We start from the raw sequence: 22,850 nt of genomic DNA, 5'->3' as shown, positions 1-22,850 counted from the left end.
GTTGTCACAGAAGAAGGTGGACTGGCGCAGCAGCCCGGCGGAGAAGCTCGGCCTTGCCCGGCTCGTCCGCGCCCAGGGCGGTGACGTGCGAGCCGCCGCGCAGCATGCCCGGGAAGAGGAAGGGCTCGCGCGAGGGCGTGGCGGTGATGACGATGTCCGCGTCCTCCACCGCCTCCTCCACCGACATGGCCGGGCGCATCGGCAGGTTGAGCGCGTGGTACATGCGGGCGGAGAACTCCACGGCCCGCGCCACGTCCACGTCGAAGACACGCACGTGGTTGAGGCTGCGCACCAGCCGCAGGCTCTTGAGCTGCATGGAGGCCTGGGCGCCCGCGCCGATGAGGGCCACCCGGGCGGCGTCCTCCCGCGCGAGCACATCCGCGGCCAGCGCCCCCACCACCCCGGTGCGCAGCGCCGTGAGGTGCCCCGAGTCCATCACCGCCAGCAGCGCCCCCGTCTCCAGGTCATGCAACTGGACCACTCCCTGGATGGCGGGGGTACGGCCGGGGAACTTCGCGTGCACCTTCACGGTGTAGGCGGGAATACCGGCCAGGGTGCCGGGAAACACCACCAGGGCACTGCCCTGGCCGTGCAGGGTGGCCCGGGCGCGCTGGGGCTCGGCCGGCCGTGTTTCCGCGTCCGCGCGGAAGGCCTCGCGCATCTCCGAGAGGAGGGTGAGGGCCTCCATGTGGCGGACGACATCACTGCGGTTGAGGAGGAGCGTGCTCATCTTGCCTCCAACCTAACCCTTCCCCTCCCCCGGGTGGGGCTTCGTCTGAGGGGAGCGGCGCCTGCCCTCCGAGGAGGGGCAGCCGGGGCGCGCAGGGCCGGCAGGCCTCGCCGCCGGGTGAGGGGAACGCCCTACGACTCCCGGGCTCCTCCTCCTGGTTCGCTGGTACGAGGCCGTGACATTCCACCATGAGCAGTCTCAAGGCGGTCCGCGGGGGGTCGCCTTGGGGGAGCGCGCATGAGGGATCAGGAGCCACCTCAACCGCCCGGGCCCGAGCCCGGTGGACAGTACCGGCTGGCGGACTTCCTGCGCCGGCACCGCGAGGACATCCTCTCGGACTGGGAGCGCGCCATGAGGGCCCGCCACCCGGCGCAGGGGCCGGACACCTTCGCGCTGCGCAACCAGATGCCCGAGTTCCTCGACCGGCTGGCGGACGCGGCGGAGCACGCGCAGGGGGAAGGGTCGCCCGTGCTCCCCCAGGGCATCGCCGGCGAGCACGGCCTGCAGCGGTTGGAAGCTCGGTTTCGAGCCGGGGGAGATCGCCCTGGAGTACGGGCTGCTGCGCCACTGCATCCTGCGGCTCATGGAGCGCTCGGGCCACTGGCCGGACTTCACCGAGCTGGAGCTGCTCGACGAGGGCATCGACCAGGGCATCATCAGCGCCATCACCACGTACGCGCACGTGCGCGAGCGGATGCTCCGGGCGCTGGAGCGGGTATCGCGGGTGGCGCTCGAGAGCGAGGACCTGGACACCTTCCTGCCGCGGCTGCTCAAGGTGCTGATGGAGACGGCGGTGGCGGTGGACGGGGCGTCCATCCTCCTGCGCGAGGGGGACCGGCTGCGGCTGCGCGCGGCGGCGGGGCTCGGGGCGCAACGGGCGCTGGCGGAGGGCTTCAGCATGCCGCTGGAGCAGGGCCTCACGGGCCAGGTGGCCACCGGGCGGCAGCCGCGCTCGGTGCGCTCGGTCGCCACCCACCCGCTGCTGAGCTACGAGCCCATCCGCGCGCTGGGCCTGCGCGCGGTCTACAGCGTTCCGCTGATGCAGGGGCAGACGCTCATCGGCGTGGCGCACATGGCCTCGCGGACCGTCTTCGACTTCAGCGAGTCGGACAAGCTGCTCTTCCGCGCCCTGGTGACCCGCGCCACCGGCTTCATCGTGCAGGCGGAGCTGGCCGAGCGCGAGCGGCTCAGCCGGGCCGAGGCCCAGCGCTCGCTGGCGCAATTGGACACGCTGCTGAAGGCCTCGCCGGTGGGCATCGCCTTCCTGGACCGGGAGCTGCGCTACCTGCGCATCAACGAGACGCTGGCCAACATCCACGGCCACCCGGTGGAGTTCCACCAGGGCAAGCGGGTGCGCGACGTGGTGCCCGGCTGGGTCGCGGACCTCTACGAGCCCATCTTCCGCCGCATCCTGGAGACGGGCCAGCCGATGTCCAACCACGAGTTCGTCAGCCACGGCGCGGACTGCAATGGCCCCACGCGCTACTGGCTGGGCAGCTACTACCCGGTGCGCACCGAGAGCGGCGAGGTGCTGGGACTGGGCTGCGTGGTGGTGGACATCACCCCGCAGAAGGAGGTGGAAGCCGAGCTGCGCCGCTCCGGCGAGCTGCGCGAGCAGCTCATCGGCGTGCTGGGGCATGACCTGCGCAACCCGCTCAACGCCATCAGCGCCTCGGCCTACCTGCTGCAGCGGACGGAGGAGATGAGCGATGGGGCGCAGCGCGCGGTGGAGCGCATCCGCAACAGCGCGGCGAGGATGGCGCGGATGCTCAGCGACATCCTCGACTTCGCGCGCAGCAGCGTGGGAGGTGGCCTGCCGGTGCTGCGCGAGCGGGTGAATCTGCACGACATCGCCCGGGGAGCGATGGAGGAGTTGCAGGTGGCGCATCCGGGCCGGCGGCTGGAGCTGGCCGTGAGCGGAGAGGGATGGGGGTGGTGGGACGCGGACCGGCTGGCGCAGGTGGTGGGAAACCTGCTGACCAATGCCTTGCACCATGGGAGGCCGGACACGCCGGTGCGCATGGAGGTGCGCGAGAACGGGGACGAGGTGCTGCTCTCGGTGCACAACGATGGGGAGCCCATTCCCGGCGAGCTGAGGGAGGCGATCTTCCAGCCCTTCCGGCGAGGCACCACGGGCAAGGCGGCCACCCGCAGCGTGGGGCTGGGGCTCTACATCGTCCAGCAGGTGGCACGCGCGCACGGAGGCGAGGTGGAGGTGCGGTCCACGAGGAGCGAGGGCACCACCTTCACGGTCCATCTGCCGCGAGGCACTCCCCCCACGCCGCCCCTCTGACGAGCTCAGCGCTCGGGCGCGCGGGGCAGGCGGCTCATGCGCCGGGCGAGGCGGAAGCTCATCTCCAGGGCCTGGCGGTAGTTGAGCCGCGGATCGCACAGCGTGGCGTAGTTGCGCTCCAGGTCCTTCTCGGTGATGCCGACGGCACCGCCCATGCACTCGGTGACGTCCTCTCCGGTGAGCTCGAAGTGCACTCCCCCCAGGTAGGAGCCGAGCTGCTCGTGCACGTCGAAGCTCCGCTCCACCTCGTGCAGCACGTCATCGAAGTTGCGCGTCTTGATGCCGGAGGAGGTGCTCACGGTGTTGCCGTGCATCGGGTCGCACACCCACAGCACGAGCCGGCCCGCCCGCCGCATGGCCTCCACCACCGGGGGCAGCGCATCCGCCACCTTCTGGGCGCCCATGCGGGTGATGAGGACGAGCTTGCCCGGCTCGTTCTCCGGGTTGAGCTGCTCGGCCAGCCGGACGGCGTCCGCGGGGGACACGCTGGGGCCCAGCTTCACGCCCACCGGGTTGCGGATGCCGCGGAAGAACTCCACGTGCGCCCCGTCCAGCGCCCGCGTGCGCTCGCCAATCCACGGCAGGTGCGTCGTCAGGTCGTACCAGCCCTTGCGCCACGGCACCTGGCGCGTCTGCGCCGACTCGTAATGGAGGTTGAGGCCCTCGTGGCTGGTGTAGAAGTCCACGCGGGTGAGGTCCGCCACGGTGCGCTCGCCCAGGGCCTCCATGAAACGCAGGGCCTCGCTGAGCTTGCGCGTGGTCTGCTCGTACTCCTCGCGCAGCTCGCCCGGCACGGCGGCCTGCCGGAAGAAGCTCAGGTCCCAGTACTCGGGGTGGTGCACGTCGGCGAAGCCACCGTCGCTCAGCGAGCGCACGAAGTTGAGCGTCATCGCCGCGTGGTGGTAGCAGGCCAGCATCAGCCGGGGATCCGCCCGCCGCGCCTCGGGGGTGAACTCCGGCCGGTTGACCAGGTCCCCGAAGTAGCTGGGCAGCTCCACGCCCCCGCGCGCCTCGGTGGGCTTGGAGCGCGGCTTGGCGTACTGGCCGGCGATGCGCCCCACCCGGATGACGGGCCGGTGCCCCCCGTGGATGAGCACCAACGACATCTGCAGGATGATCTTCTGCCGGTTGGTGATGATGTCCGGACGGCAGTCGGAGAGCGACTCGGCGCAGTCTCCGCCCTGGAGCAGGAAGCGGCGGCCCTGCTGGGCATCCGCCAACAGCTCGCGCAGCCGCTCCACTTCCCAGGAGGTGACCAGCGGAGGCAGCCGGCCGAGCGCCGTGACGACGTCCTCCACCTCCTTCGGGTCCTCGTAGCGGACGTCTTGGGTGATGGTCTTCGTCTTCCAGGAAGTGGGGGACCAGGTGCTCATGCGAAGGTCAGGAATATCACACCGGGTGCATCACCCGCTTGCCGCACCGCCTCTTCCAGCCTGTCCCGGGCGCGGGATGGCGGGAGCCCGGGGCGGACGAGGGTGGGTCGCAGGTTCCCTCTGGGAAGCCCGTGGCCCACGGCGTGCTTGGGGCGCCACCGGCATGTCCGGACCTCATGACCTCTTCGTCCGCTACACCTTCGGCCACCCCGAGCGGGCCGCGGCCGAGCTGCGCGCCGTGCTGCCCGCGCATGTCGTCTCCGAGGTGGACTGGGACACGCTGCGGCAGGAGCCAGGCAGTGTGGTGGACCCGGAGCTGCGAAAGACCGAGAGCGACCTGCTCTTCTCGGCGCGGCTGCACACGGGCCACCCGCTGCTGCTGTACATGCTGCTCGAACACCAGTCCTCGGTGGACCGGTGGATGGCGTGGCGCATGCTGCGCTACGTGGTGCGCTCGGTGGACCTGTGGCGGCAGGAGCACCCGGAGAGCACCCGGTTGCCCGTCATCATCCCGCTCGTCATGTACCACGGGGCGGAAGAGACCTGGACGGCGCCGCGCCGGGTGGAGGAGCTCTTCGACCTGCCGGAAAAGGGAGAGGAGTGGGAGCGCTGGCGCGCCCTGGTGCCACGCTTCGAGTACCTGCTGGATGACCTGACGGCCGAGCGGGAGGAGGCCCTGAGGGCGCGTCCTGGCCCGCCCCTGGTCCGGCTGGCATGGCTGGCTCTGCGCTACGGGCGCACCGAGGAGCTGGCCGAGCGGATACCGGAGTGGATGGCGCTCTTCGCTCAGGTGCAGGCCGCCCCCGACGGCGCCGACAACCTCCGGATGGCCGTCCGTTACCTGCTCTATATCGGGGACGACACGGCCCGCAGGGTGACGGGACGGGTGCTACATTCGGTGGTGGATGCGCAACGCGCGGAGGAGCTGATGCGGAGCTGGGGCGAGAAGCTCATCGACCGGGGGATGCGGCGGGGGTTGGCACGGGGCCGTGCGGAAGGACGCGCCGAGGATGTGCTGCGAATTCTCGCCGCACGCGGTGTGCACGTGACCGACGAGGCCCGGCAACGCATCCTCTCCTGCATGGACCTGGCCACCCTGGACCGCTGGTTCGATCGCGCCCTGAAGGCCAGCACGCTCTCGGACGTGCTGGACGACCTGGCTCAGTAACTCCCAGCTCACTTCGCGGGCGGCGTGAGGGCCAGGGTGTGGAGGGCCTCGGCGACCATGCGGGTGGTGGCGTCGAGGTTGTCGAGCGAGATGGACTCGTCCGGCGCGTGGCCCGTGTAGAGGTCCCCCGGGAAGGCGGGCCCGAAGTCGACGGCACGCGGGAAGAGGCGCGCATAGGTGCCGCCGCGCACGGACTGGGGCTTCGCGTCCGGGGCCTCGCGGTGCCGCTTGTAGATGTCGAGCAGCGTGGTGACGAGCGGCCCCGAGGTGTCCGCCACATGCGGGTCCCCCACGTAGCGGCCGCCCTCGCCGCCCTTCACTTCCTTCAGCTCCTTCACCCGGCCACCGGTGTCGCGCTCGAGCCGGGCCGCGGCCTCGTCCAGCGAGGCGTGGAAGGCCGCGGAGTCCTTGCCCTGGGGCCGGCGCATGTTGACCCCCAGGCCCACCTTGCCGTCCTTCACCCGCAACACGGTGGGCGCGACGAGCAGCCGGCCCATCAGCGCGTCCTCGTAGGCCACGCCCAGCTTCTCGCCCCAGTGGTCCCCGTCGAAGCGCTCGGCCACCACGCGCAGCATGGCCTCGATGCCATTGGGCTCCAGCGGCAGCTTCGCGGCGACGGCGGCCAGGTCCCACAGGGCGTTGGCGCCCTCCTCCGCCACCGAGGCGTGCACGGCCCTTCCGTGGGTGGTGAGGACGAGCCGGGGGCCCTCCTGCTTCACCTCGGCCCGGAGCGAGGGGCGCACAGTGCGCACCGCGGCCACGGCCTCCCGCACGGCGGCGAGCGCCTTGTCCGGCTCCAGGCCCGCGGGCTCCAGCTTCAGCGTGGCGGCGCCGGGCACCTGGGTGAGGAACTCGCCGGCGGTGACGTCCACGGCGCGCAGCTGGCCCGGCGTGGGTTGCGCGGGCGGCGCACCCAGCGCGGCCTCGAGTGCCCAGGCGACGAAGCCTCCCTGCGCCGCCACCACCGGGAAGTTCGAGTCCACCGAGATGACGTGCGTGGGGTGCGGCTTCTGCGTCTCGGCGTACCGCGCCATGCCGCTCCAGTCGCTCTCCTCCCCGTTGCCGATGATGACGAGCACCTTGCCCTGGGCGGGGCTCAGCCCCAGCTCCTTCGCCATCGCGAGCGCCACGAGGGTGGAGGCCAGCGGGCCCTTGTCGTCCTCGACGCCGCGGCCATACAGGCGGCCCTTGGCGACGTACGGCTCGAAGGGAGGCTTCTTCCACTCGTGCGCGGGCGCGGGGACGACGTCGCCGTGGAAGACGAGTCCCAGCCGCGGCTCGCCCTCGCCCCAGGACAGCTCGAAGACGTCGTTGTCGCCCACGGTGCGGAAGCCCAGGCCGTGCGCCCGGGCCCACTGCTCCAGGAAGCGGCCCATGGCGGCGATCTCCGGGCTCTTCGCCGCGGGCAGCTCGCTGCTGACGGTCTTGAAGCGGACGAGCGACTTCGTGAGCTCCACCACCGCGTCCAGCGAGCAGGCACGGACGTACTCGGCGTAGCGCTCGGCTGGCTGCCTGCCCTTCAGGAGCTTCTCGGAGAAGCGGGCGGCGCGAGCCCGGGGCGAGCCCTTGCAGCGGGCATCACCGGCGAGGGCGAGAGAGGGAAGCAGGAAGCACAGGGCGGCGAGCAGTGAGGTACGCATCGCGCCCCGGTGTACCTCAGCGCCCAGGACGTGTCCCGGGCGCCTGTTCCCCGGAGGGAGTGCCGCGTGTCAGCGGCCGTTGCGGCGGGTACGGACCGGAACCGGAACCGGCACCCGCCGCAAATGACCTCCGGACTGGTCGTCCTCGTCCCGGACGCCCGCGCGCGCGAGGTGCTTGGACAGGCGGCCCACCAGCATCAGGCCCGCCATGCGGAAGTCGGAGAAGAGCGACCACAGCGGGTACTTGAAGGTCGCCGGGCGGTTGCGCTCGAGGGTGAAGTGGCTCACCCAGGCGAAGCCGTAGCCGGACACGAGCGCGAAGGGCACCAGGTACGCCTTGCCCGTCAGCGCGGCGGTGACGCCCAGCGACACCGCCACCGAGGTGCCCAGGAAGTGCAACCAGCGCGTGATGGGCAGCGAGTGCTCACGCAGATAGTACGGCCAGAACTCGGCGTAGGTCGGGATGCGCTCGGTCATAGATGAATTGTGCGTCCGGAGCCTCCCCATTCGTCAACCCTCCGCCACGTCTCTTTGGCGATATGCTGTCATTCGGCCTAGGGTTGAGGCACTCGGGGAAGACGGATCGTGAACGACTGGACGCCCAAGCCCATTCCCTCGGCCGCCCTGGCGAAGCTCCCCCTCACGCCGGAGGAGGGCTTCGTCCTGTCGCGGCTGGACGGTTTCACGCCCGTGCGGCACCTGACCGCCCTCACCGGCTTCCCCCCCGAGCGCATCCAGGCCATCCTGGCCCGCCTGGTCGAGCACGGCGCGGTGCTACCTGCGCCCACTCCCGCTCCTTCGCCACCACCCGCCCCGCCTTCGCCCCGGACCGGGCCGACGTCCGAGGGGCCACAGGCCGGAGGTGAGGAGCCCCTGCCCGGCGGGGAGGAGGAGCCCCCGAAGGAGGAGGAGGAGCCCGAGGACGCCACGGCCGAGGCCGCCGCGGGCAACTGGAGGCAACTGTTCGAGCGGCGATTGCACCCGCTGCCCGAGGACGAGCGGGCCAGCCAGGCCCGGGGGGCCGAGGATCCGGAGTTGTCCGCCTTCTGCTTCGACCCGGTACCGGCGGTCATCAAGTCCGTGTTGGAGAACATGCGGGTGGGACTGGGGCACGCGCGGCTCATCGCGCGGCACCACCACAACCCGGTGGGACTGGAGGCGCTGTGTGGCCGCGCCGCCTTCGCGTCGGACGCCGGGGTGCGCCGCTGGCTGGTGCGCAACCCGCAGCTTCCCTCGAGCCTCTTCCGCCGCCTGTGGAGTGGGCGCCGGTTGATGGAGCAGTACAAGGTGGCGATGGACCGGGACGTGCCCGAGGGCACGCGCCGCACCGCGCGCGAGGTGATGCGCACGCGCTTCAACACCGCGCCGGCCGAGGAGCGCGTGGAGCTCATCCTCAACACGGAGGGCCGGGTGCTGGCCTCTCTGGTGGGGCTGGCGGTGGACGGCAAGACGGCGGCGCTGCTGTGCGGACGCACCTACCGCTCGCCCATGCTCATCCAGAACATCGCGCGCTGGAGCGCGGCGCCACCGGCCCTCATCGTCCACCTGCTCAAACAGGAGGCCGTGCGTCGGCAGCCGCAGCTGCGCCAACTGCTGCAGCGCCACCCCAACGCTCCGGCGGACGCACGCCGCGGGGGGTAGTGTCCGAGACGCTCAAACACCCATGCGATGGCATTCGCTCCTGGCGGCCCTGTCCGGCCTCCTCTTGACGCTGCCTCTGGCGTGGCTGCTCCATGCCGCCATGTTCGAGCAGGGCACGAACCTGCCGCACGCGCAGGGCAAGACGCCCATCCCCATGCTCTCCGACGAGCAACGCCGAAGCCTGCTCACCTATGGGCAATCGTGCGTTTCGGATAGGGACTGCGAGTCGCCCCTCCGGTGCTTTTTCAGCACCCACACGATGAGCCGCTATTGCGCAGACAGCCGATGCATGACGGATCTGCAATGCCGAGAGGGATTCGTCTGCCGCACCCAGACCACTACCTCAAATGAGGACCCCATCCGTGTCTGCTCGCTGACAGGCATGCGCAAAGAAGGCGAGGTGTGTTTGGCGCATGCGTCCAGCAGCAATTATGCCTGCGAAAAGGATCTGCTCTGCCAGTCCCGCTGTGGCCGCCGCTGCGAACCGGAGGACTCCTCCTCCTGTCCCGAGGGCTTCTTCTGTCAGGAGGGGCCAGCGGACGGCCCCTCCTGCCTACCCACCTGCGAGGACCGGGCCTGTCCTGACGGGCAGCGGTGCGTTGCCCTGGACCAACCCGTGCTCGAAGGCAGGCATGCCTCCATCTGCGCCACGGTGTATGGCCGGAATTGTCAGCAGAGCCCCTGTCCCCAGGACCAGCGCTGCCTGCTCCAGGACTATCCGCAGCCGGTGGATGCGGTGTGGATGCAGTGCCTCTCGGGCTGCGGCCAGGGCGCCCCTCCCTGCCCCGAGGGCACCGTCTGCCACCAGTACCGGTGCCACCCCTCCTGCACTCCCCAGGACGCCTCATCCTGCGAGCCCGGCTTCACCTGCCACCGCAAGACGGACAAGGAGCCGTGGAGGTGCGTACCAACTCCCCGCGCCTCCGCCACCCCCTCGCCGTAGGCCCTCACTCGAAGACGCGGCCCTCGAGCGCCTCGATGGCGGCGCGAATCTCCGGGGGCACGGGCACCTTGTCGTACGTGGGGTAGCGCAACGTGACGAGCACCGCTCCGCCGCGCGCATAGCGCACCCCGGTGGAGGCATCCTCCACCGCGTACTCCATGGTGAGGCTGGTATTGCCCAGTCGCGTCACCCGCGCGCCCACCACCAGGTCCGCCGGGAAGACGGCCGGGCGCAGGAACTCCGCGTTCGTCGCCGCGACGATGGGGCCCACGCCTCCATCCGGCTTCTGCATCTCGGTGCTCACCAGCCCCACCCGGGCCATGTAGGCGATCCGGGCCGCCTCGAACCAGGTGAAGTAGCGCGCGTTGTTCACGTGGCCGTACGCGTCCATCTCGCCCCACTGCACGGGGAAGCGCACGGTGATGGGAAATTCATTCATGGCCTCGTCATGCATCACGTCGGGCGCCCCCCGGGCAACCGGAATCGTCAGCCCGCTCGCCTGCTCCCCCGCCACCTCACCCTCGGGCCGGGGAGTTGACCGGAGCGCGGGCCTGGGGGACCGTCGCTTCCAGTGACACCCCACGAGCCCGCCACCGCGAAGAAGCCCCAGCCCGCGGAGACGCACGAAGCGCCCTCCAGCGACTTCTCCCTCCACGAGGCCGGCACGCCCGATGACTCCGGCACCGCGACGAAGCCCGAGCAGCACGCGGACATGGTGCGCTGGCTCCACCCGTCCATGCTCATCCGCACCGGCCTGGATGCGCTCGTGGCCGCCGTCTTCGGCGCTCGCGCGGACCACCGGCTCGTCGAGGCCGTGGTGCGCCCCCAGCCGTCCTACTTCGACTACTCGCAGGAGTCCCCCGGCGAGGACTTCTGGCTCGACTACGTGGCGGACACCGGCGACGGCTGGAACTCCACCTACGCCGTGGCCCGGCTCCTCGCGCTGCCCTCGCTCGAGGTGAAGGACCCTCAGGGCCAGTCCCACGCCCTCGAGCGCGGCCGCATCCTCGTGTTCGGCGGGGACCAGGTGTACCCGGGCGCCAGCCGCGACATGTACGAGGAGCGGCTGGTTCAGCCCTACGAGGAGGCCCTGAGCCGCACCCCCGAGCCCAGCCCGGACCTGTTCGCCATTCCCGGCAACCACGACTGGTACGACGGGCTGTCCGCCTTCATGCGGCTGTTCTGCGCCAACCGCTGGCTCGCCGGCCGTCGCACCCGCCAGAGCCGCAGCTACTTCGCCCTCAAGCTGCCCCAGGGCTGGTGGCTCGTCGGCACCGACGTGCAGCTCGACAGCGACATCGACGTGCCCCAGGTGGAGTACTTCCGCCAGGTGGCCGAGCACATGGGCCCCGAGGATCGCATCATCCTCTGCAACGCCGAGCCCGCATGGGTCATGGCCGCCACCTCCCGGCGCCGCGGCTACCTGGAGAACAACCTCGACTACCTCCAGGAGAAGGTGTTCGGCCGGCGCATCAGCCTCTTCCTCGCCGGGGACCTGCACCACTACCGGCGCCACGAGGGCCCCGAGGGCCGGCAGAAAATCATCGCGGGCGGCGGCGGCGCCTTCCTCCACCCCACCCACGCTCCGGCGGCCCGGCGGCTGCGCGACGGGTACGTGCACAAGACGAGCTTCCCGGACGAGCAGACCTCCCGGAAGCTGGCGTGGGAGAACCTCCTGCTCATCCGCCACAGCCCCCTCTTCGGGCTGATGACGGGTGCGCTCTACCTGCTGCTCGCGCTGGCGACGTACACGGAGATCGGCGGCTACGGACTGACGCGCATCGACGAGGTGCTCTCCGCGGTGGCCTCCTCGGTGGTGACGCGCCCCTGGTCCTTCACCCTGGGACTGGCCACCCTCGGCGGCCTCGTGGGCTTCGCGGACAAGGCCTTCGGACGCTGGCGCTTCCTGGCCGGCGGACTGCACGGCCTGGCGCACGTCCTCGCCGCGTTCTTCGTGGCCTGGGGCGGCATGTACTTCACCGCCAGCGTGCTGGGCATCTGCCAGGAAATCCTCCCCGGCAACACCATCCTCGTCCCCGGGGCCACCCTGTGCGCCGCCGGGTGGATGCACGTGTGGGCCAAGTTCTTCCTGGGCGCCTTCTTCACCTTCCTGGGCGGCTTCCTCGTCGGGCCCTTCATCATGGGCCTGTACCTCATGGTGAGCGTCAACGGCTTCAAGGCCCACTCCAACGAGGCCTTCATCTCGCTGGCCATCGCCGACTGGAAGAACTTCCTGCGGCTGCGCATCGACAAGGACGGCCAGCTCACCGTCTTCCCCGTGGGCCTCCAGCACGTGCCCCGCAAGTGGAAGGCGACGCACGCCGGCCCCTACGCGCCCGCCTACGAGCCGGATGACCCCCGGGCCACCCCGCCCGAGCTCATCGAGCCCCCCGTGCGCGTGACGCCCCGGAGCCCGCGCCCTTGAGGCCCTCCATCAGGGCTCACTCCCAGAGCGGCGCGGAGCACTCGCCGCACTGGCGCTGCGCCAGGTCCAGCCACTCCAGCGCCTCGCCGAGCACCCGCGCCGTCGGCTGGCCGTGCACGTCCACCACCCCGTAGAGCTCGCCGAAGCGGTTGGCCACCGCCACCACCGCCGTCCCGGGCACGCGCCCGAAACACTCCGCGAGCTTCCACGTCACCGTGCCCTGCTCGTCCTTCAGCGCCCCCGGCAACACCGGCTCCCCGGGCTGGCCGGGCATCATCACCGTGAAGCCCTCCACCTCCTCCTGTTGCCACCCGGGGGCCAGCGCCTCCAGCTCCGCGTGCAATCGCTGGCAGGCCTCACAATTGGCGTGCAGCAACGCCACCACCATCTCCCGCCGCTGCCAGGCCTTGCGCGTACCGCGCTCGTGCCCATCCTCGGTCGCGAGTTGGAACAAGGGGATGTCTCGTCGCAGTGGCATGGGCCACCTCCTCTCTTCCCATAACACCCACCTGGACCCTGAATCCCATACAGCGGCTCCTCCGGATTTCCGGGAGGATCAGGTTGTTCTCGCAGCATCCCGGCCCGTTTTGGTGTAAAATTACTGCATGACTGGCCCGCTCCTCTCCGTGCAGCCTCGCCCTGCCCTCTTCTGCCTGCTGGCCGTGAGCCTCGCCCTGGGTGGTACCGGGTGCGCCACGGCCTCCCGGGCGACCACCTCGGCATTGCCCGCGTCCGAGCCCATCGCCCAGCCGATGCCGGACTCCGCGCCCGAGCCCACTCCAGCGCCCGTGGCCAAGGCCGAGCGCCCCAAGGCCGTGAGGCGCGCCGCGCCCCGGCCCGCCCCCACCACCGAGGTGAAGACGGAGGCGAAGGCGCCCGTGGCCGCCCGGGCGCCCGAGCTTCCGCAGGCCCCAGCGGGAAGCACTCGGGACGGGCGAGCCCGTGGCCTTCGAGCCGTCGGCGATGACGCGCCCCCAGCGGGTGAGCGGGAGGGAGCCGCAGCTCACCGCGGAGGCCCGGGCCGAGCGCGTGCGCGGTACCGCCCTGGTGCGCTGCGTGGTGACGCGTGAAGGCCGGGTGACCAACTGCCGCCTGCTCAACGGCCTGCCCTATATGGAGCAGGAGCTGCTCGAGGCCCTGTCCACCTGGCGGGTCACGCCCGTCACCGCTCGGGGCAAACCGCTCGACGTGGACTACACCTTCGTCGTGCGCATCCCCACGGGGTGAGCCGCGCCAGCGGCACCTGAACCCGGCAATCGGTTCACGACACGTCCAACGCGGCTCCTGACGCGCCAGTGACGCGTCATCGGCACGTCTCGCACGAGCCGGAGCAGGCCCTTCAGAGGGGCGGCTCCAGCCAGGGAGCGTGGCCCGGGGCTTGCTCAAGGGAGACACGGGCCGCGCCGCTCCAACCCTGGAGCGGCGTGGCTTCGGTTCCCCCAAACAGGAGACATGTCATGAACAAGAACAAGACCCTCGTTGCCGCCGCGCTGCTGGCCTCCATCATCCCCGCCATGGCGGTGGCTCTGCCCCCGAATCCCGCGTTCAAGGGCAAGGTGGTGGATATCTTCATGAACGACGGGCAGGTGCTGGTGCAGGTGGAGGGCGGGGTGAAGGGCACGTGCACGGGCGCCTTCGCGAACTACAACCTCACCTTCGACTTCGCCGATGCGCAGTCCGAGACCAAGCTGGCGCTGATCCGTGACGCCTTCGTGAACGGGAAGATCATCGCGGGCAGCGTCCAGGGATGCGGCTCGAGCAACATCAACAAGCTCCACCAGTTCGCGATCGCCAACAAGTAGCAGGCCCGGAAGTGGGCCCGTCCGCCCGCGTCAACAGAGGCACTCGTAGATGGGCATCGTGACGCGGCGGATGACCTTGTCCTCACCGGAGCGAAGCTCCCGGCTGAAGCCGAAATCATCCTGGATGAGCAGCTCGAACTGCCCATCCCCGTCGACATCGAGCAAGGCGTCGAGGGTCTGCTGCGGGGCGAGAAGGCGGAGCCGCGTCCGCTCGACGCCCCGCGCGGTGACGCGGTAGAGGCCCCACACGTTGGCCTGGGGGTCGCCGCACCCCGCCTCCCCGAGGCGCAGGTGGAGCGAAATCCAGGTCTCGCCGGTGGTGGGGTGCCGGACCGTCACCACGTGCGGCGCATACACCTGCTCGAGCGCCCCCGTGACGCCGCCCTCGGCCTGCTCCTTCCTGGCCTGGACGATGACCTCGGACGCGAGGAAATCGGCGCGAGCCGCGGCCACGGCCTCCTCGTTCACGGCCGGCCGCGCCACCCGGATCGGTGCGGCGCTGGCCGCGCGGGCGAAGGTGCCCTTGCAGCGGTCGAGGCGAGCCGCCAGCACCTTCTGGCCGGCGGAGAAGACCGTGTCGGCGGTCCACTCGGAATCGTTGATGCCAGCGTAGTCCGGGCGGCCCACCAGACGCACCACGAGGGCAAACCCAGACACGGTCGCATGACAGCGCTCGTCGACGACCACCTTGCGCTTGCTCCAGGCGCGCAGGTCCGCCGGGAGGTGGGCCTCGGAGACCTCCGCGATGACACTCGGGAGCGACTCCTCGCCCGTCAGGCGCAACGGCCCGTGGGGCGGCAGGTCCGCGCCCTTCTCGACATCGGCCAGCACCAGATAGGAGGTGTCATCGGCCGAAACCACGAAGTGGAACGTGGAGGGCGATGCGGACCGGCGCGTCACCGGCTCGCCGTGGGCGCTTCCGGCAAAGAGCGCCAGCAGCAGGAGGCCGCGGGCCACGGCAGCACCGGCCCACGCGCGCATCAACTCGGAACGAAGCGGGTTGGACATGCCCGCTCGCAGTGCAACCGGCGAGCCCGGGCACAATGCCTTTGAATTTCAAGGCCTTGGGCAGACGCCGCCTCCGGCCGGACACGAGGGACGTGGCTCCACGGACACGCCCTGGCACGCGAGAGGGCCCCGCGTTAAACCCGCGACATGCCCAAGGGTTCCGTCTTCGGTGGGAAGGCCCACGGCCTCCGTCTCGAGCGCATGCGCTCCTCGCCCCGCTTCCTGGACGGGTTCTTCAAGAACACCGCGGGGGTGGGCCCCGGACTCAAGCCGGGCACCGCGTTCTCGACGATGGGCGAGTTCTTCCTCGGCGGAAAGGAGCGGACGCCGCCCGGGCCCCTGCCCTTCGAGAGCCCGCTGGCGACGTGGGCGCGGCCGGTGGACACGGGGCTGCGCGCGACGTGGCTCGGACACTCGACGGTGCTGCTCGAGGTGGATGGGCTGCGCGTGCTCACGGACCCCGTCTGGGGCGAGCGCGTGTCCCCGTGGTCCTTCGCGGGGCCCAAACGCTTTCATCCCGTGCCGGTGCCGCTCTCACAGCTTCCCCCGCTGGACGCGGTCATCGTCTCGCATGACCACTACGACCACCTCGACCACCCCACCATCCTCGAGCTGGCGCGCACGGACGTGCCCTTCTTCACGTCCCTGGGCGTGGGCGCGCACCTGGAGGCGTGGGGCGTGCCGCACGGGCGCATCACGGAGCTGGACTGGTGGGAGTCCGCCACGCTTCCCCGCGGCGAGCTGCGCCTCACCGCCGCGCCCTCGCAGCACTTCTCCGGCCGGGGCCTGGGAGACCGCAACCGCACGCTCTGGTCGTCCTTCGTCATCGAGAGCCCGAAGCACAAGGTCTTCTTCAGCGGCGACACGGGGCTCACGCCGGAGTACGCGGAGATCCGTCAGCGGCTCGGGCCCTTCGACCTGGTGATGCTGGAGGTGGGCGCGTTCCACCCGGCGTGGGGCGACATCCACCTCGGGCCGGAGAACGCGCTCGAGGCGCTGGAGCTGCTCGGCGGCGGCGCCTTCCTGCCGGTGCACTGGGGCACGTTCAACCTCGCCATCCACGCGTGGGATGACCCGGCGGAGACGCTCGTGCGGCTGGGGCAGGAGCAGCGGGTGCGCCTGGTGATGCCCAAGCTGGGCGTCCCGGTGGAGCCCTCGCGCGTGGAGGCCGTGGAGCCGTGGTGGCGGTCCGTCCGCGGCGCCAGCGTGGCAGTCCCTCTTGGCGCGCACTCAGAACCGGGCCTGAAATAGCGCGGAGAAGCCCACGGTGGAGGAGGGCCGCAGCACGATCTCGGGGATGCCGGTGTCGCTGTCCTCGGTCACGGTGTGGTTGGGGTCCCGCGTGTAGAACACCTCGCCAATAGCGGAGAAGGCACTCCCGAGCTTCCCAGCGCAGCGTGGCCTTCGCCAACAGGATGGGCTGGCGCTCGCGCCCGAGCGGCAGGAAGGAGAGCCTCCGAGGGTCCGCGCAGGATGGCGATCCTGCGCATCAAGCCCGGTTCCCCGAGGACGTTGGCGTTGTTGAACGCGGCGGGCCACACCGCCCGCACCACGAGACCCGGGGTGAGGCGCGGCCCGGGGAAGTGGTAGTCCGCTCCCGCCGACAGGAGCAGCTCGGACTGCAACCCGGAGCCCTCGGGGAAGGACTTGAAGGGAGGGAGCCCTGGCACCTCCGAGGTGATGAACGTGGCCGAGCGATGGAGCGCCAGGGCGTGCACGCGCAGGAAGTCCACCTTGAGCCTCGCCTGCAACGCGGCCGCCTCCGCGCCCTGCCCGGCCATGGTGCCTTCGGACGAGCGTGGATCCAACAGCGTCTGCTCCAGGAAGGTGGCCTCCAGGGACACCGCCGCCGAGACACCGCCCGGGTACACCTCCGGCGCGAAGAGCTTCTCGAAGACCTCGGGCTGCTGCCGGTAGAGCGAGAAGTCCACGCTGGGACCGATGGGCGCCCCCTGGTGGAAGAGGACGCGGCCCGAGACGGCCCGGGTGGACGCACGCTCCTCCCGGCCCAGATTGGCGAGCGCCTCGACGACGCCATGCTGGACGAACGCCCCGGCCGCCTCCAGGCGCAACAGGGGCAACACATCCACCCCGGCGCCGGCCATCACCATCGCGAGCCGCTCGGCCTCGAGGGCCAGGTGGTTGATGCCCACCACGCTCTTCGCGGCGGCGAAGGCGTACCAGTGCTCGCGCGTGAGCCTCGCCTCCAGTCCCGGGACGCCCCCCAACCCGTTCCTGCCGCCGACGTAGATGGCGCGTCCCCACGTGGCGGGCTGCTCGTAACCCAGGTGCAGCCGGGTGGACGACAGCGGAAGCACGGAGAACGACAGGCCCTCGGCCTCGCCCCAGGACTCCGGACGCCAGACGAGCCGGAGGAAGCTGGCGTTGTCCCGGAAGCCCACGTTCCCCCCGCTGGAGGCGGACAGGAACAGGGACACCTCCGCCTCGGCCCGCAGCCCCGAGCCCAGCTCGGGCGAGCGCACGCTCAGCCCCAGGTGGGAGAGGTGCCCGAAGTCGGAGGTCTTCAGGTCGTCATCGTTGGCCAGCAGGGATACGCGCAGCGACGCGAGCCTCGGAGGCGTGGGCCTCCGGGGTGGACAGGATGGGTCCGCAGGCGAGCGCCGCTCCAATGAGCCACTTCTTCAATGTTCCTCCAGGGGGAGAGTCCTGGAGGAACGGCACCTCTACCATGCACGGCGCCGCAACGTCCGCGAGGAGCGGACTACGCCTGCGTGAGGATCTCCACGCCCTGGTCCGTCACCAGCAGGGTGTGCTCGAACTGCGCCGTGCGGCTGCCGTCCGCCGTCACCGCCGTCCAACCATCGTCCCACACCCGGTGGTGCCAGTGGCCGAGGGTGATCATCGGCTCGATGGTGAACGTCATCCCGGGCTCCATGATGGTTTTCGCCTCGGGATCGAAGTGGTGCGGAATCTGGAGCGCGGTGTGGAAGCGCTCGCCGATGCCGTGGCCGCAGTAGGCGCGCACCACGCCCATGCCGTTCTTCGTCGCGTGCGCTTCAATGGCCTTGCCGATGACGTTGATGGGCAGGCCGGGCTTCACCGCCTCGATGCCCTGCATGAGGCACTCGCGCGTGACGCGGATGAGGCGCTCGCTCTCCGGGTCGATCCTGCCCACGGGGAAGGTGGCATTGGTGTCGCCGTGCACGCCGTCCAGGTAGATGGTGATGTCGAGGTTGACGATGTCGCCGTCCTCGAGCGCCCGGTTGTCGGGGATGCCGTGGCAGATGACCTCGTTGACCGAGGTGCAGATGGACTTGGGGAAGCCGTGGTAGTTGAGCGGGCTGGGGTAGCCGCCGCGGCGCACGTACTCCTCGTGCGCGATGGCATCGAGCTCATCCGTGGTGATGCCGGGGCGGATGTGGGCGGCCGTGGCGGCCATCACCTCGGCGGCGGCCTTGCAGGCGAGGCGCATGCGGGCGATGACGTCCGGGCTCTTCACCTCGGAGGGAGGGAAGATGCGGGCGGGGCGCCCCGACACGGCGTAGTCCGGACGCGGGATGCTGACGGGCACGGTGCGCATGGGGCTGATGACGCCCGGCCGGATGCCCCGCGAGGAAGACTCGGGCCCCCGCTTGCGAGCATCCACGGCATCCGCGCCCCGGTGGCACTTCTTGTACTTCGTGCCACTGCCGCACCAGCACGGGTCGTTCGGCTTTGGCAACACCGCGGGTGCGACCCGCACAGTGGAAACGTCGTTCATACCCTCGACCTATAGCCGCTGGGACCGGACCGCGCACGCCTTCTCGGCTGCCTGCCCCGTGGGTTCGACCGACAGGACACACCGTGGCGGGTGGGTTGCTCTGTTGCCCACCATGCGAGGCTCGGCCCACGACACGTTGCTCGTGGCATTCGGCGTCCAAGGCCGAGCGCTCCTTCAAGATCGGAATCTTCGGCGACCCGGTCTTCCCCCCGCGGCCTGACGGGTGCGCTCAGAGCAGCGGTGAGGGCAGGGAACGGCGCTCGAAGGGCACGGGGACGTTGGCCTTCAGCCAGTGCTCGTCACGGTAGAGGCGGTAGTCCGCGTTGAAGACGAACCGCCCCTCCATCCGCTGCAGGACGATGATCTCCCCGTTGAAGAGGAGGACGCCGTCGCGGCCCTGCTCCAACAACGGCAAGGCCCCCCGCAGCATCGTCCTGGCGAAGTTCTCGTAATCCCGGTTGGAGGGGTAGCGGAATCCCACGGACAGGCTGGGCCTGAAGCCAAAGCTCTCCTCGATGATGGAGTCCCCCTCGCTGCCCAGCTCCAGCACCGTGATGATGATGTCTGGCGCATAGAGGGATTTGTTCTCCTCGCTCCACTGGAGCTCCGGAATGCGCTCGGCGAGCAGGCCGAGCGCCTGCGCCCGCTTCATGTCCGTCGACACATCAAGGACGTAGTCGAGACCCATGTGCATGCCTCCCGGAATGGTGCTGTCCAGGCCCGTCAAGGGAACAGGAGGATGACCCTACCATCCTTGATGGCGATGACCTGTTGGAGGCCAGGAATGGGCCAATCCAACAGTTGCTGCTTCATCGCCTCGATCGTCACGCTGCTGTCATCGAGGTTCAGAATGATTCTGTCGGCTTGTCCCCTATCGACCTTTTCCTTCTTGATGCGCCCGGCGATGTTGCGTGCGCTCGGCGTGGAAGGCGCCATGCAGTCCGCGTACTCTCCGTCGATCTTGTAATCAGGTTCCTTGCCATTGCTCCTGCGTGGGGGGTTCTGCTCCACGTGGTAGCCATTCTCCGCGAGGACCCGTGCGGATTCATTTTCACGCGCGATTCCCCTCTTGGTTTCAGCGTCGGCATCCGGGCCGGGCCGGGAGGGCCGCCCGGTGAGGCTGCCCTTCCTGGGGGGCGCGCCGCCGCCAGGCCCCATGGCACTGGAAGCCACCGCCGTGGGCGCCAGGCCCACCACCAGCGCCCGTCCCCCCAGTACGACTGTCCTCACCTGCCCCGCCGCCTCCAGGCTCACCCGGGTGCGAGCCGGAGAGGCCAGCGCCGCCTGACGGAATCCGGGCAACCCGGGTCCTCTGCCCACGAAGCTCGTCTGCCCCCCGATGGCCGCTGTCGCCAGCAGGAGGAACACCCGCATGCCGTTGTCCCCCAGCACCCGGCCGAACCGGCGGCCCGCTCGCTTCAACTCCTCCAGCGTCGTGGCCCGCTCGGACTCCTCCAGCAATCTCCACCCGGCCTCCACCATGGACCACACCGGCCCCAGCCCCAGGTACGCCACCAGGTACACCGTGAGCACCGCCGCCAAGCCCTTCGTCACCGGGTCGGGCATCATCAGCGTGAGCAGATAGGTGCTCATCGCCGTGTAGACCATGACCTTGAAGGCCACCGGATCGACGAGCTCGCCAAGGGGAACCCTCGCCCCTTCCCACACGCTGTCCATGGCGAACGAGAGGGCCAGCCTCATGCGCTCCAGCGTCTCCAGCGCCGGCGCGTTCCCCGGGAGTGCGAGGCATCCTTCCGGCGGCTCCAAGGGCGAGCACTGCCTGTGCAACATCCGCTGGAGCGCATCCCGCTCCCCTCCCCATGAGGCGAGCACCACCCGGCGGTCCCTCGGCGGCGGAGAGAGCGTCAACCGCGTGTGCAACACGAGTCGCGTCAGGGCTTGGACGAACTCCTCCTGGCGGACTTCCACCGGCGGGGGCTCGGCGGCCGGAGACGTATGGACGATGGGTAGACCCTGGCCCGTGTCCAGACGAATCTCGGGCCGGGTCACACAGCCCGTCAGCCAGGGCACCACCAGCAGCAACGCGAGCCCACTCCACCTGCCGCGCATGTGCGCCTCCTCACTCCCCACGGGTTGGGTGCATGAGGGGCAACGCTATGGGAAGCCTCTGACGGTACATTCCCCTCCCGACATCACCGTCCAGGAGATGGATGCAGACCGGGCCGTCGTCACGCTCGGCGCCTGGCCCGAGGCGGGTGATACCGAGCAGGGCCAGCACCTCCCCCTCCACCGCGAGCTGGCGCGCGTGCTCGAGCCCTGGCGCCATCACGAGCGCTATCGCTGGCACGAGTTCTCCGCCGAGGACATGCGCCGCTGGGAGCGCCGCTTCCTCGACTGACGCCCACCGTGCGAGAGTCCACCGCGCCGGTGCTCGCCAGGAGAACCCCATGCCAGTTCCTCTGAAGGTCCGGCCAGGACAAGCGCTGCTCGCCGTGAGCGCCCTGCTCATGGGCTGCGGCTCGGCGGGCTACGCCGTCGACTCGGCCACGAGCGCCTGCCGGCAGAACCCCCTGTACTGCGCCACCGTCGCGGGCGAGGAGGCCGTGGTTCCCACCGCCATCCGGGGCGGGGCCGAGGCGGCGACACTCTGGGTGCTCACCCGCCAGACCCGGTCCGACATCGAGCAAGCCCTGGTGGAGTGCGTCGAGTGGGCCAACGCCGAGGTCAACCTCCAACGCTTCGGTGGCAAGAGTCCCTCACGCGAGCAATGCCAGGAGGAGCTTCCAGGAACCGACCCGTGTGGGAAGAAGGTGACACGGGCCATGCAGCTGGGCACCGAGAAGCACGCCCTGGCCCTCCAGTGCACGGAAACGAAGCTGGGCGCTTTGATTCCAGGGCGCTTCAGCCTGGAACAACGCTACCGGTACGATCCACAGACCGGGCAGAAACAATTGGTCAGCTCCGAGGAGGCTCGATCCCTTCGTCAACAGGGATGCGGCGATGAGCTCAAGGGTACGATCGTCCCTGACGTGGTCATCCATTCGGGCAATCCACTCGAGGTCCAGGCCGTCTACGACTTCAAGTTTCCCTGCCCGTTCAGCAACTATCCCAGGTGGATGGAGTACGGCGGCCGCTCCTCCAGGGGCACCCCCAATCAGGGTGATGCGTACTTCAACATTCTGCGAGTAGGTCCCGACCTCGTAGCCCCCTTATGGAAGATCATCCGATGGACCGAATCCCAGAGATAAGACGCTACGCGGAGCATGGCGCACTCGTGCTGCGCGAAGGATTGAGCATCTGTTTCTACATGCGCCGCTCCCATCAGCAAGTGGCACAAGACGTCAGGCAGGCCTTGGAGACCTATCTACGCGCGGTGGGGCCGCGGGCGCTCGAGTGGTATGTGGACCCCGAAGGCGACTGGCAGGAGTTGGACGGCCAGGGATGGCAGGTCATCCAGAACAAGCTGAGCGAATCGGGTGGAGGCATCGTCGAGTTATACGAAAGGCCCGATGCCGTCAGCAGGTACCTGTTTGAATACCGGGGCAGAAGCTTCGACAGCAACGACCTGGACTCCGTTTGTGGAGTGGCTTTCTGGCTCCCCACGGAGTACCTCGACGAGCATGGCCCGGGACGGGTCCGCGAGCTTGCGTTGGAGCTGGGGAGCGCGCTGCCCTTCAACTCCGGCCACGCGGGTCTCGCCTTCAACTTCCTGTACCTTCCCCCGGACTTCCAGTCGTTGGCCTTGCGCTACCCAGGGCTGGATGCCTTTGGCCTGGGCTCCATCTCGGCAGATCTGGGCACGCGCGTGCGCGGCGCCCACTGGCTGACCTTCCTGGGCCAGCCGGTGCTCGGCGAGCTGGGCGGCGCGGCCGGCCTGCGCTCGCGCCTCTCCTCTCCCGACATCACCGTCCAGGAGATGGATGCAGACCGGGCCGTCGTCACGCTCGGCGCCTGGCCCGAGGCGGGTGATACCGAGCAGGGCCAGCACCTCCCCCTCCACCGCGAGCTGGCGCGCGTGCTCGAGCCCTGGCGCCATCACGAGCGCTATCGCTGGCACGAGTTCTCCGCCGAGGACATGCGCCGCTGGGAGCGCCGCTTCCTCGACTGACGCCCACCGTGCGAGAGTCCACCGCGCCGGTGCTCGC

Annotated in this window: 23 protein-coding genes and 1 pseudogene; 12 read left to right on the top strand and 12 right to left on the bottom strand. The window is 70.0% G+C overall.

The genetic code is table 11. From position 1 onward, the window contains the following. Positions 1-4 precede the first annotated feature (4 nt). Positions 5-730, bottom strand: a complete 726-nt coding sequence (locus ACN28I_RS33340; RefSeq protein WP_420945945.1) for an ornithine cyclodeaminase family protein — start codon at positions 728-730, stop codon at positions 5-7. Between the two features lie 237 nt (positions 731-967). Between ACN28I_RS33340 and ACN28I_RS33335 the strand changes: the two are divergent. Together ACN28I_RS33335 and ACN28I_RS33330 are read left to right on the top strand one after the other, a co-directional pair. Beyond that, positions 968-1,174, top strand: a pseudogene (locus ACN28I_RS33335) (RsbRD N-terminal domain-containing protein); the annotation flags it as partial. Positions 1,175-1,313: 139 nt separating this feature from the next. Continuing rightward, complete coding sequence (locus ACN28I_RS33330) at positions 1,314-3,023, top strand: ATP-binding protein (protein ID WP_420945944.1); 1,710 nt, start codon at positions 1,314-1,316, stop codon at positions 3,021-3,023. Positions 3,024-3,028: 5 nt separating this feature from the next. On the opposite strand, the gene ACN28I_RS33325 is transcribed toward ACN28I_RS33330, so the two are convergent. After that, positions 3,029-4,396: a class II 3-deoxy-7-phosphoheptulonate synthase gene (locus ACN28I_RS33325; RefSeq protein ID WP_420945943.1), complete on the bottom strand. Its 1,368-nt coding sequence runs from the start codon at positions 4,394-4,396 to the stop codon at positions 3,029-3,031. A gap of 163 nt (positions 4,397-4,559) precedes the next feature. Here ACN28I_RS33325 and ACN28I_RS33320 point away from each other — a divergent pair, with 163 nt between their 5' ends. Beyond that, positions 4,560-5,564 (top strand): Rpn family recombination-promoting nuclease/putative transposase, encoded by a 1,005-nt coding sequence (locus ACN28I_RS33320; RefSeq protein WP_420945942.1) that lies wholly within the window; start codon positions 4,560-4,562, stop codon positions 5,562-5,564. 8 nt (positions 5,565-5,572) lie between these two features. Here ACN28I_RS33320 and ACN28I_RS33315 read toward each other — a convergent pair whose 3' ends face one another. Together ACN28I_RS33315 and ACN28I_RS33310 are read right to left on the bottom strand one after the other, a co-directional pair. Beyond that, on the bottom strand, positions 5,573-7,204 hold the full coding sequence (locus tag ACN28I_RS33315) for a Sapep family Mn(2+)-dependent dipeptidase (RefSeq protein WP_420945941.1): 1,632 nt from the start codon (positions 7,202-7,204) through the stop codon (positions 5,573-5,575). 69 nt (positions 7,205-7,273) lie between these two features. Beyond that, positions 7,274-7,681, bottom strand: coding sequence for an Mpo1-like protein (locus tag ACN28I_RS33310; protein WP_420945940.1), 408 nt, complete (start codon positions 7,679-7,681; stop codon positions 7,274-7,276). 108 nt (positions 7,682-7,789) lie between these two features. Between ACN28I_RS33310 and ACN28I_RS33305 the strand changes: the two genes are divergently transcribed. Together ACN28I_RS33305 and ACN28I_RS33300 are read left to right on the top strand one after the other, a co-directional pair. Beyond that, positions 7,790-8,845: a hypothetical protein gene (locus tag ACN28I_RS33305; RefSeq protein ID WP_420945939.1), complete on the top strand. Its 1,056-nt coding sequence runs from the start codon at positions 7,790-7,792 to the stop codon at positions 8,843-8,845. Positions 8,846-9,461: 616 nt separating this feature from the next. Further along, on the top strand, positions 9,462-9,788 hold the full coding sequence (locus ACN28I_RS33300; protein ID WP_420945938.1) for a hypothetical protein: 327 nt from the start codon (positions 9,462-9,464) through the stop codon (positions 9,786-9,788). Positions 9,789-9,792: 4 nt separating this feature from the next. On the opposite strand, the gene ACN28I_RS33295 is transcribed toward ACN28I_RS33300, so the two are convergent. Beyond that, positions 9,793-10,227 carry an acyl-CoA thioesterase gene (locus ACN28I_RS33295; RefSeq protein WP_420945937.1) on the bottom strand — a complete coding sequence of 145 codons (435 nt, stop codon included), beginning with the start codon at positions 10,225-10,227 and terminating at the stop codon, positions 9,793-9,795. Between the two features lie 273 nt (positions 10,228-10,500). Here ACN28I_RS33295 and ACN28I_RS33290 point away from each other — a divergent pair, with 273 nt between their 5' ends. After that, on the top strand, positions 10,501-12,213 hold the full coding sequence (locus ACN28I_RS33290; protein ID WP_420948762.1) for a metallophosphoesterase: 1,713 nt from the start codon (positions 10,501-10,503) through the stop codon (positions 12,211-12,213). Between the two features lie 16 nt (positions 12,214-12,229). Here ACN28I_RS33290 and ACN28I_RS33285 read toward each other — a convergent pair whose 3' ends face one another. Together ACN28I_RS33285 and ACN28I_RS33280 are read right to left on the bottom strand one after the other, a co-directional pair. Continuing rightward, the gene (locus ACN28I_RS33285) at positions 12,230-12,691 is read right to left on the bottom strand and encodes a hypothetical protein (RefSeq protein WP_420945936.1); all 462 of its coding nucleotides are present in this window, start codon (positions 12,689-12,691) and stop codon (positions 12,230-12,232) included. Positions 12,692-12,811: 120 nt separating this feature from the next. After that, positions 12,812-13,138 carry a hypothetical protein gene (locus tag ACN28I_RS33280; RefSeq protein ID WP_420945935.1) on the bottom strand — a complete coding sequence of 109 codons (327 nt, stop codon included), beginning with the start codon at positions 13,136-13,138 and terminating at the stop codon, positions 12,812-12,814. 17 nt (positions 13,139-13,155) lie between these two features. Here ACN28I_RS33280 and ACN28I_RS33275 point away from each other — a divergent pair, with 17 nt between their 5' ends. Together ACN28I_RS33275 and ACN28I_RS33270 are read left to right on the top strand one after the other, a co-directional pair. After that, a complete protein-coding gene (locus ACN28I_RS33275) occupies positions 13,156-13,440 on the top strand; it encodes an energy transducer TonB (protein ID WP_420945934.1) in 285 nt (94 codons plus the stop codon). A 230-nt stretch (positions 13,441-13,670) separates the two neighbouring features. Further along, complete coding sequence (locus ACN28I_RS33270) at positions 13,671-14,015, top strand: hypothetical protein (RefSeq protein WP_420945933.1); 345 nt, start codon at positions 13,671-13,673, stop codon at positions 14,013-14,015. Between the two features lie 30 nt (positions 14,016-14,045). On the opposite strand, the gene ACN28I_RS33265 is transcribed toward ACN28I_RS33270, so the two are convergent. Next, a complete protein-coding gene (locus ACN28I_RS33265) occupies positions 14,046-15,023 on the bottom strand; it encodes a hypothetical protein (RefSeq protein WP_420945932.1) in 978 nt (325 codons plus the stop codon). A 147-nt stretch (positions 15,024-15,170) separates the two neighbouring features. On the opposite strand from ACN28I_RS33265, the gene ACN28I_RS33260 reads away from it, so the two are divergent. Beyond that, positions 15,171-16,274 (top strand): MBL fold metallo-hydrolase, encoded by a 1,104-nt coding sequence (locus ACN28I_RS33260; protein WP_420945931.1) that lies wholly within the window; start codon positions 15,171-15,173, stop codon positions 16,272-16,274. 68 nt (positions 16,275-16,342) lie between these two features. Here the strand turns inward: ACN28I_RS33260 and ACN28I_RS33255 are convergent, their stop codons facing one another. From ACN28I_RS33255 to ACN28I_RS33240, 4 genes are all read right to left on the bottom strand, one after another. Beyond that, positions 16,343-17,653: a hypothetical protein gene (locus tag ACN28I_RS33255; RefSeq protein ID WP_420945930.1), complete on the bottom strand. Its 1,311-nt coding sequence runs from the start codon at positions 17,651-17,653 to the stop codon at positions 16,343-16,345. 92 nt (positions 17,654-17,745) lie between these two features. After that, positions 17,746-18,744, bottom strand: coding sequence for a type I methionyl aminopeptidase (gene map, locus ACN28I_RS33250; RefSeq protein ID WP_420945929.1), 999 nt, complete (start codon positions 18,742-18,744; stop codon positions 17,746-17,748). Positions 18,745-18,973: 229 nt separating this feature from the next. Beyond that, complete coding sequence (locus ACN28I_RS33245) at positions 18,974-19,432, bottom strand: SitI3 family protein (protein WP_420945928.1); 459 nt, start codon at positions 19,430-19,432, stop codon at positions 18,974-18,976. A 35-nt stretch (positions 19,433-19,467) separates the two neighbouring features. Next, positions 19,468-20,814: a hypothetical protein gene (locus tag ACN28I_RS33240; protein ID WP_420945927.1), complete on the bottom strand. Its 1,347-nt coding sequence runs from the start codon at positions 20,812-20,814 to the stop codon at positions 19,468-19,470. Here ACN28I_RS33240 and ACN28I_RS33235 point away from each other — a divergent pair. The 3 genes from ACN28I_RS33235 to ACN28I_RS33225 are packed head-to-tail and all read left to right on the top strand — an operon-like array spanning position 20,708 to position 22,813. Then, positions 20,708-21,103 (top strand): type VI immunity family protein, encoded by a 396-nt coding sequence (locus ACN28I_RS33235; RefSeq protein ID WP_420945926.1) that lies wholly within the window; start codon positions 20,708-20,710, stop codon positions 21,101-21,103. The genes ACN28I_RS33240 and ACN28I_RS33235 overlap by 107 nt on opposite strands. Positions 21,104-21,152: 49 nt before the next feature. Continuing rightward, complete coding sequence (locus ACN28I_RS33230; RefSeq protein WP_420945925.1) at positions 21,153-21,953, top strand: hypothetical protein; 801 nt, start codon at positions 21,153-21,155, stop codon at positions 21,951-21,953. Further along, on the top strand, positions 21,932-22,813 hold the full coding sequence (locus ACN28I_RS33225; RefSeq protein WP_420945924.1) for a DUF3396 domain-containing protein: 882 nt from the start codon (positions 21,932-21,934) through the stop codon (positions 22,811-22,813). Before ACN28I_RS33230 ends, ACN28I_RS33225 begins: the two co-directional genes overlap by 22 nt. Positions 22,814-22,850: the final 37 nt, after the last annotated feature.

The organism is Archangium gephyra (genome assembly GCF_049060025.1).
GTDB classification, from domain to species: domain Bacteria; phylum Myxococcota; class Myxococcia; order Myxococcales; family Myxococcaceae; genus Archangium; species Archangium gephyra_A.
Note: the sequence above shows the minus strand (reverse complement) of the source record. Positions and strands in the feature narration are given on the sequence as shown.

Excerpts from the sequence above, each read along its gene's own strand:
- ACN28I_RS33340 (WP_420945945.1), bottom strand. The coding sequence starts at position 730 with ATGAGCACGCTCCTCCTCAACCGCAGTGATGTCGTCCGCCACATGGAG.
- ACN28I_RS33330 (WP_420945944.1), top strand. The coding sequence starts at position 1,314 with ATGGAGCGCTCGGGCCACTGGCCGGACTTCACCGAGCTGGAGCTGCTC.
- ACN28I_RS33325 (WP_420945943.1), bottom strand. The coding sequence starts at position 4,396 with ATGAGCACCTGGTCCCCCACTTCCTGGAAGACGAAGACCATCACCCAA.
- ACN28I_RS33320 (WP_420945942.1), top strand. The coding sequence starts at position 4,560 with ATGTCCGGACCTCATGACCTCTTCGTCCGCTACACCTTCGGCCACCCC.
- ACN28I_RS33315 (WP_420945941.1), bottom strand. The coding sequence starts at position 7,204 with ATGCGTACCTCACTGCTCGCCGCCCTGTGCTTCCTGCTTCCCTCTCTC.
- ACN28I_RS33310 (WP_420945940.1), bottom strand. The coding sequence starts at position 7,681 with ATGACCGAGCGCATCCCGACCTACGCCGAGTTCTGGCCGTACTATCTG.
- ACN28I_RS33295 (WP_420945937.1), bottom strand. The coding sequence starts at position 10,227 with ATGAATGAATTTCCCATCACCGTGCGCTTCCCCGTGCAGTGGGGCGAG.
- ACN28I_RS33290 (WP_420948762.1), top strand. The coding sequence starts at position 10,501 with ATGGTGCGCTGGCTCCACCCGTCCATGCTCATCCGCACCGGCCTGGAT.
- ACN28I_RS33285 (WP_420945936.1), bottom strand. The coding sequence starts at position 12,691 with ATGCCACTGCGACGAGACATCCCCTTGTTCCAACTCGCGACCGAGGAT.
- ACN28I_RS33270 (WP_420945933.1), top strand. The coding sequence starts at position 13,671 with ATGAACAAGAACAAGACCCTCGTTGCCGCCGCGCTGCTGGCCTCCATC.
- ACN28I_RS33265 (WP_420945932.1), bottom strand. The coding sequence starts at position 15,023 with ATGTCCAACCCGCTTCGTTCCGAGTTGATGCGCGCGTGGGCCGGTGCT.
- ACN28I_RS33260 (WP_420945931.1), top strand. The coding sequence starts at position 15,171 with ATGCCCAAGGGTTCCGTCTTCGGTGGGAAGGCCCACGGCCTCCGTCTC.
- map (WP_420945929.1), bottom strand. The coding sequence starts at position 18,744 with ATGAACGACGTTTCCACTGTGCGGGTCGCACCCGCGGTGTTGCCAAAG.
- ACN28I_RS33245 (WP_420945928.1), bottom strand. The coding sequence starts at position 19,432 with ATGGGTCTCGACTACGTCCTTGATGTGTCGACGGACATGAAGCGGGCG.
- ACN28I_RS33235 (WP_420945926.1), top strand. The coding sequence starts at position 20,708 with ATGGGTAGACCCTGGCCCGTGTCCAGACGAATCTCGGGCCGGGTCACA.
- ACN28I_RS33240 (WP_420945927.1), bottom strand. The coding sequence starts at position 20,814 with ATGCGCGGCAGGTGGAGTGGGCTCGCGTTGCTGCTGGTGGTGCCCTGG.
- ACN28I_RS33230 (WP_420945925.1), top strand. The coding sequence starts at position 21,153 with ATGCCAGTTCCTCTGAAGGTCCGGCCAGGACAAGCGCTGCTCGCCGTG.
- ACN28I_RS33225 (WP_420945924.1), top strand. The coding sequence starts at position 21,932 with ATGGACCGAATCCCAGAGATAAGACGCTACGCGGAGCATGGCGCACTC.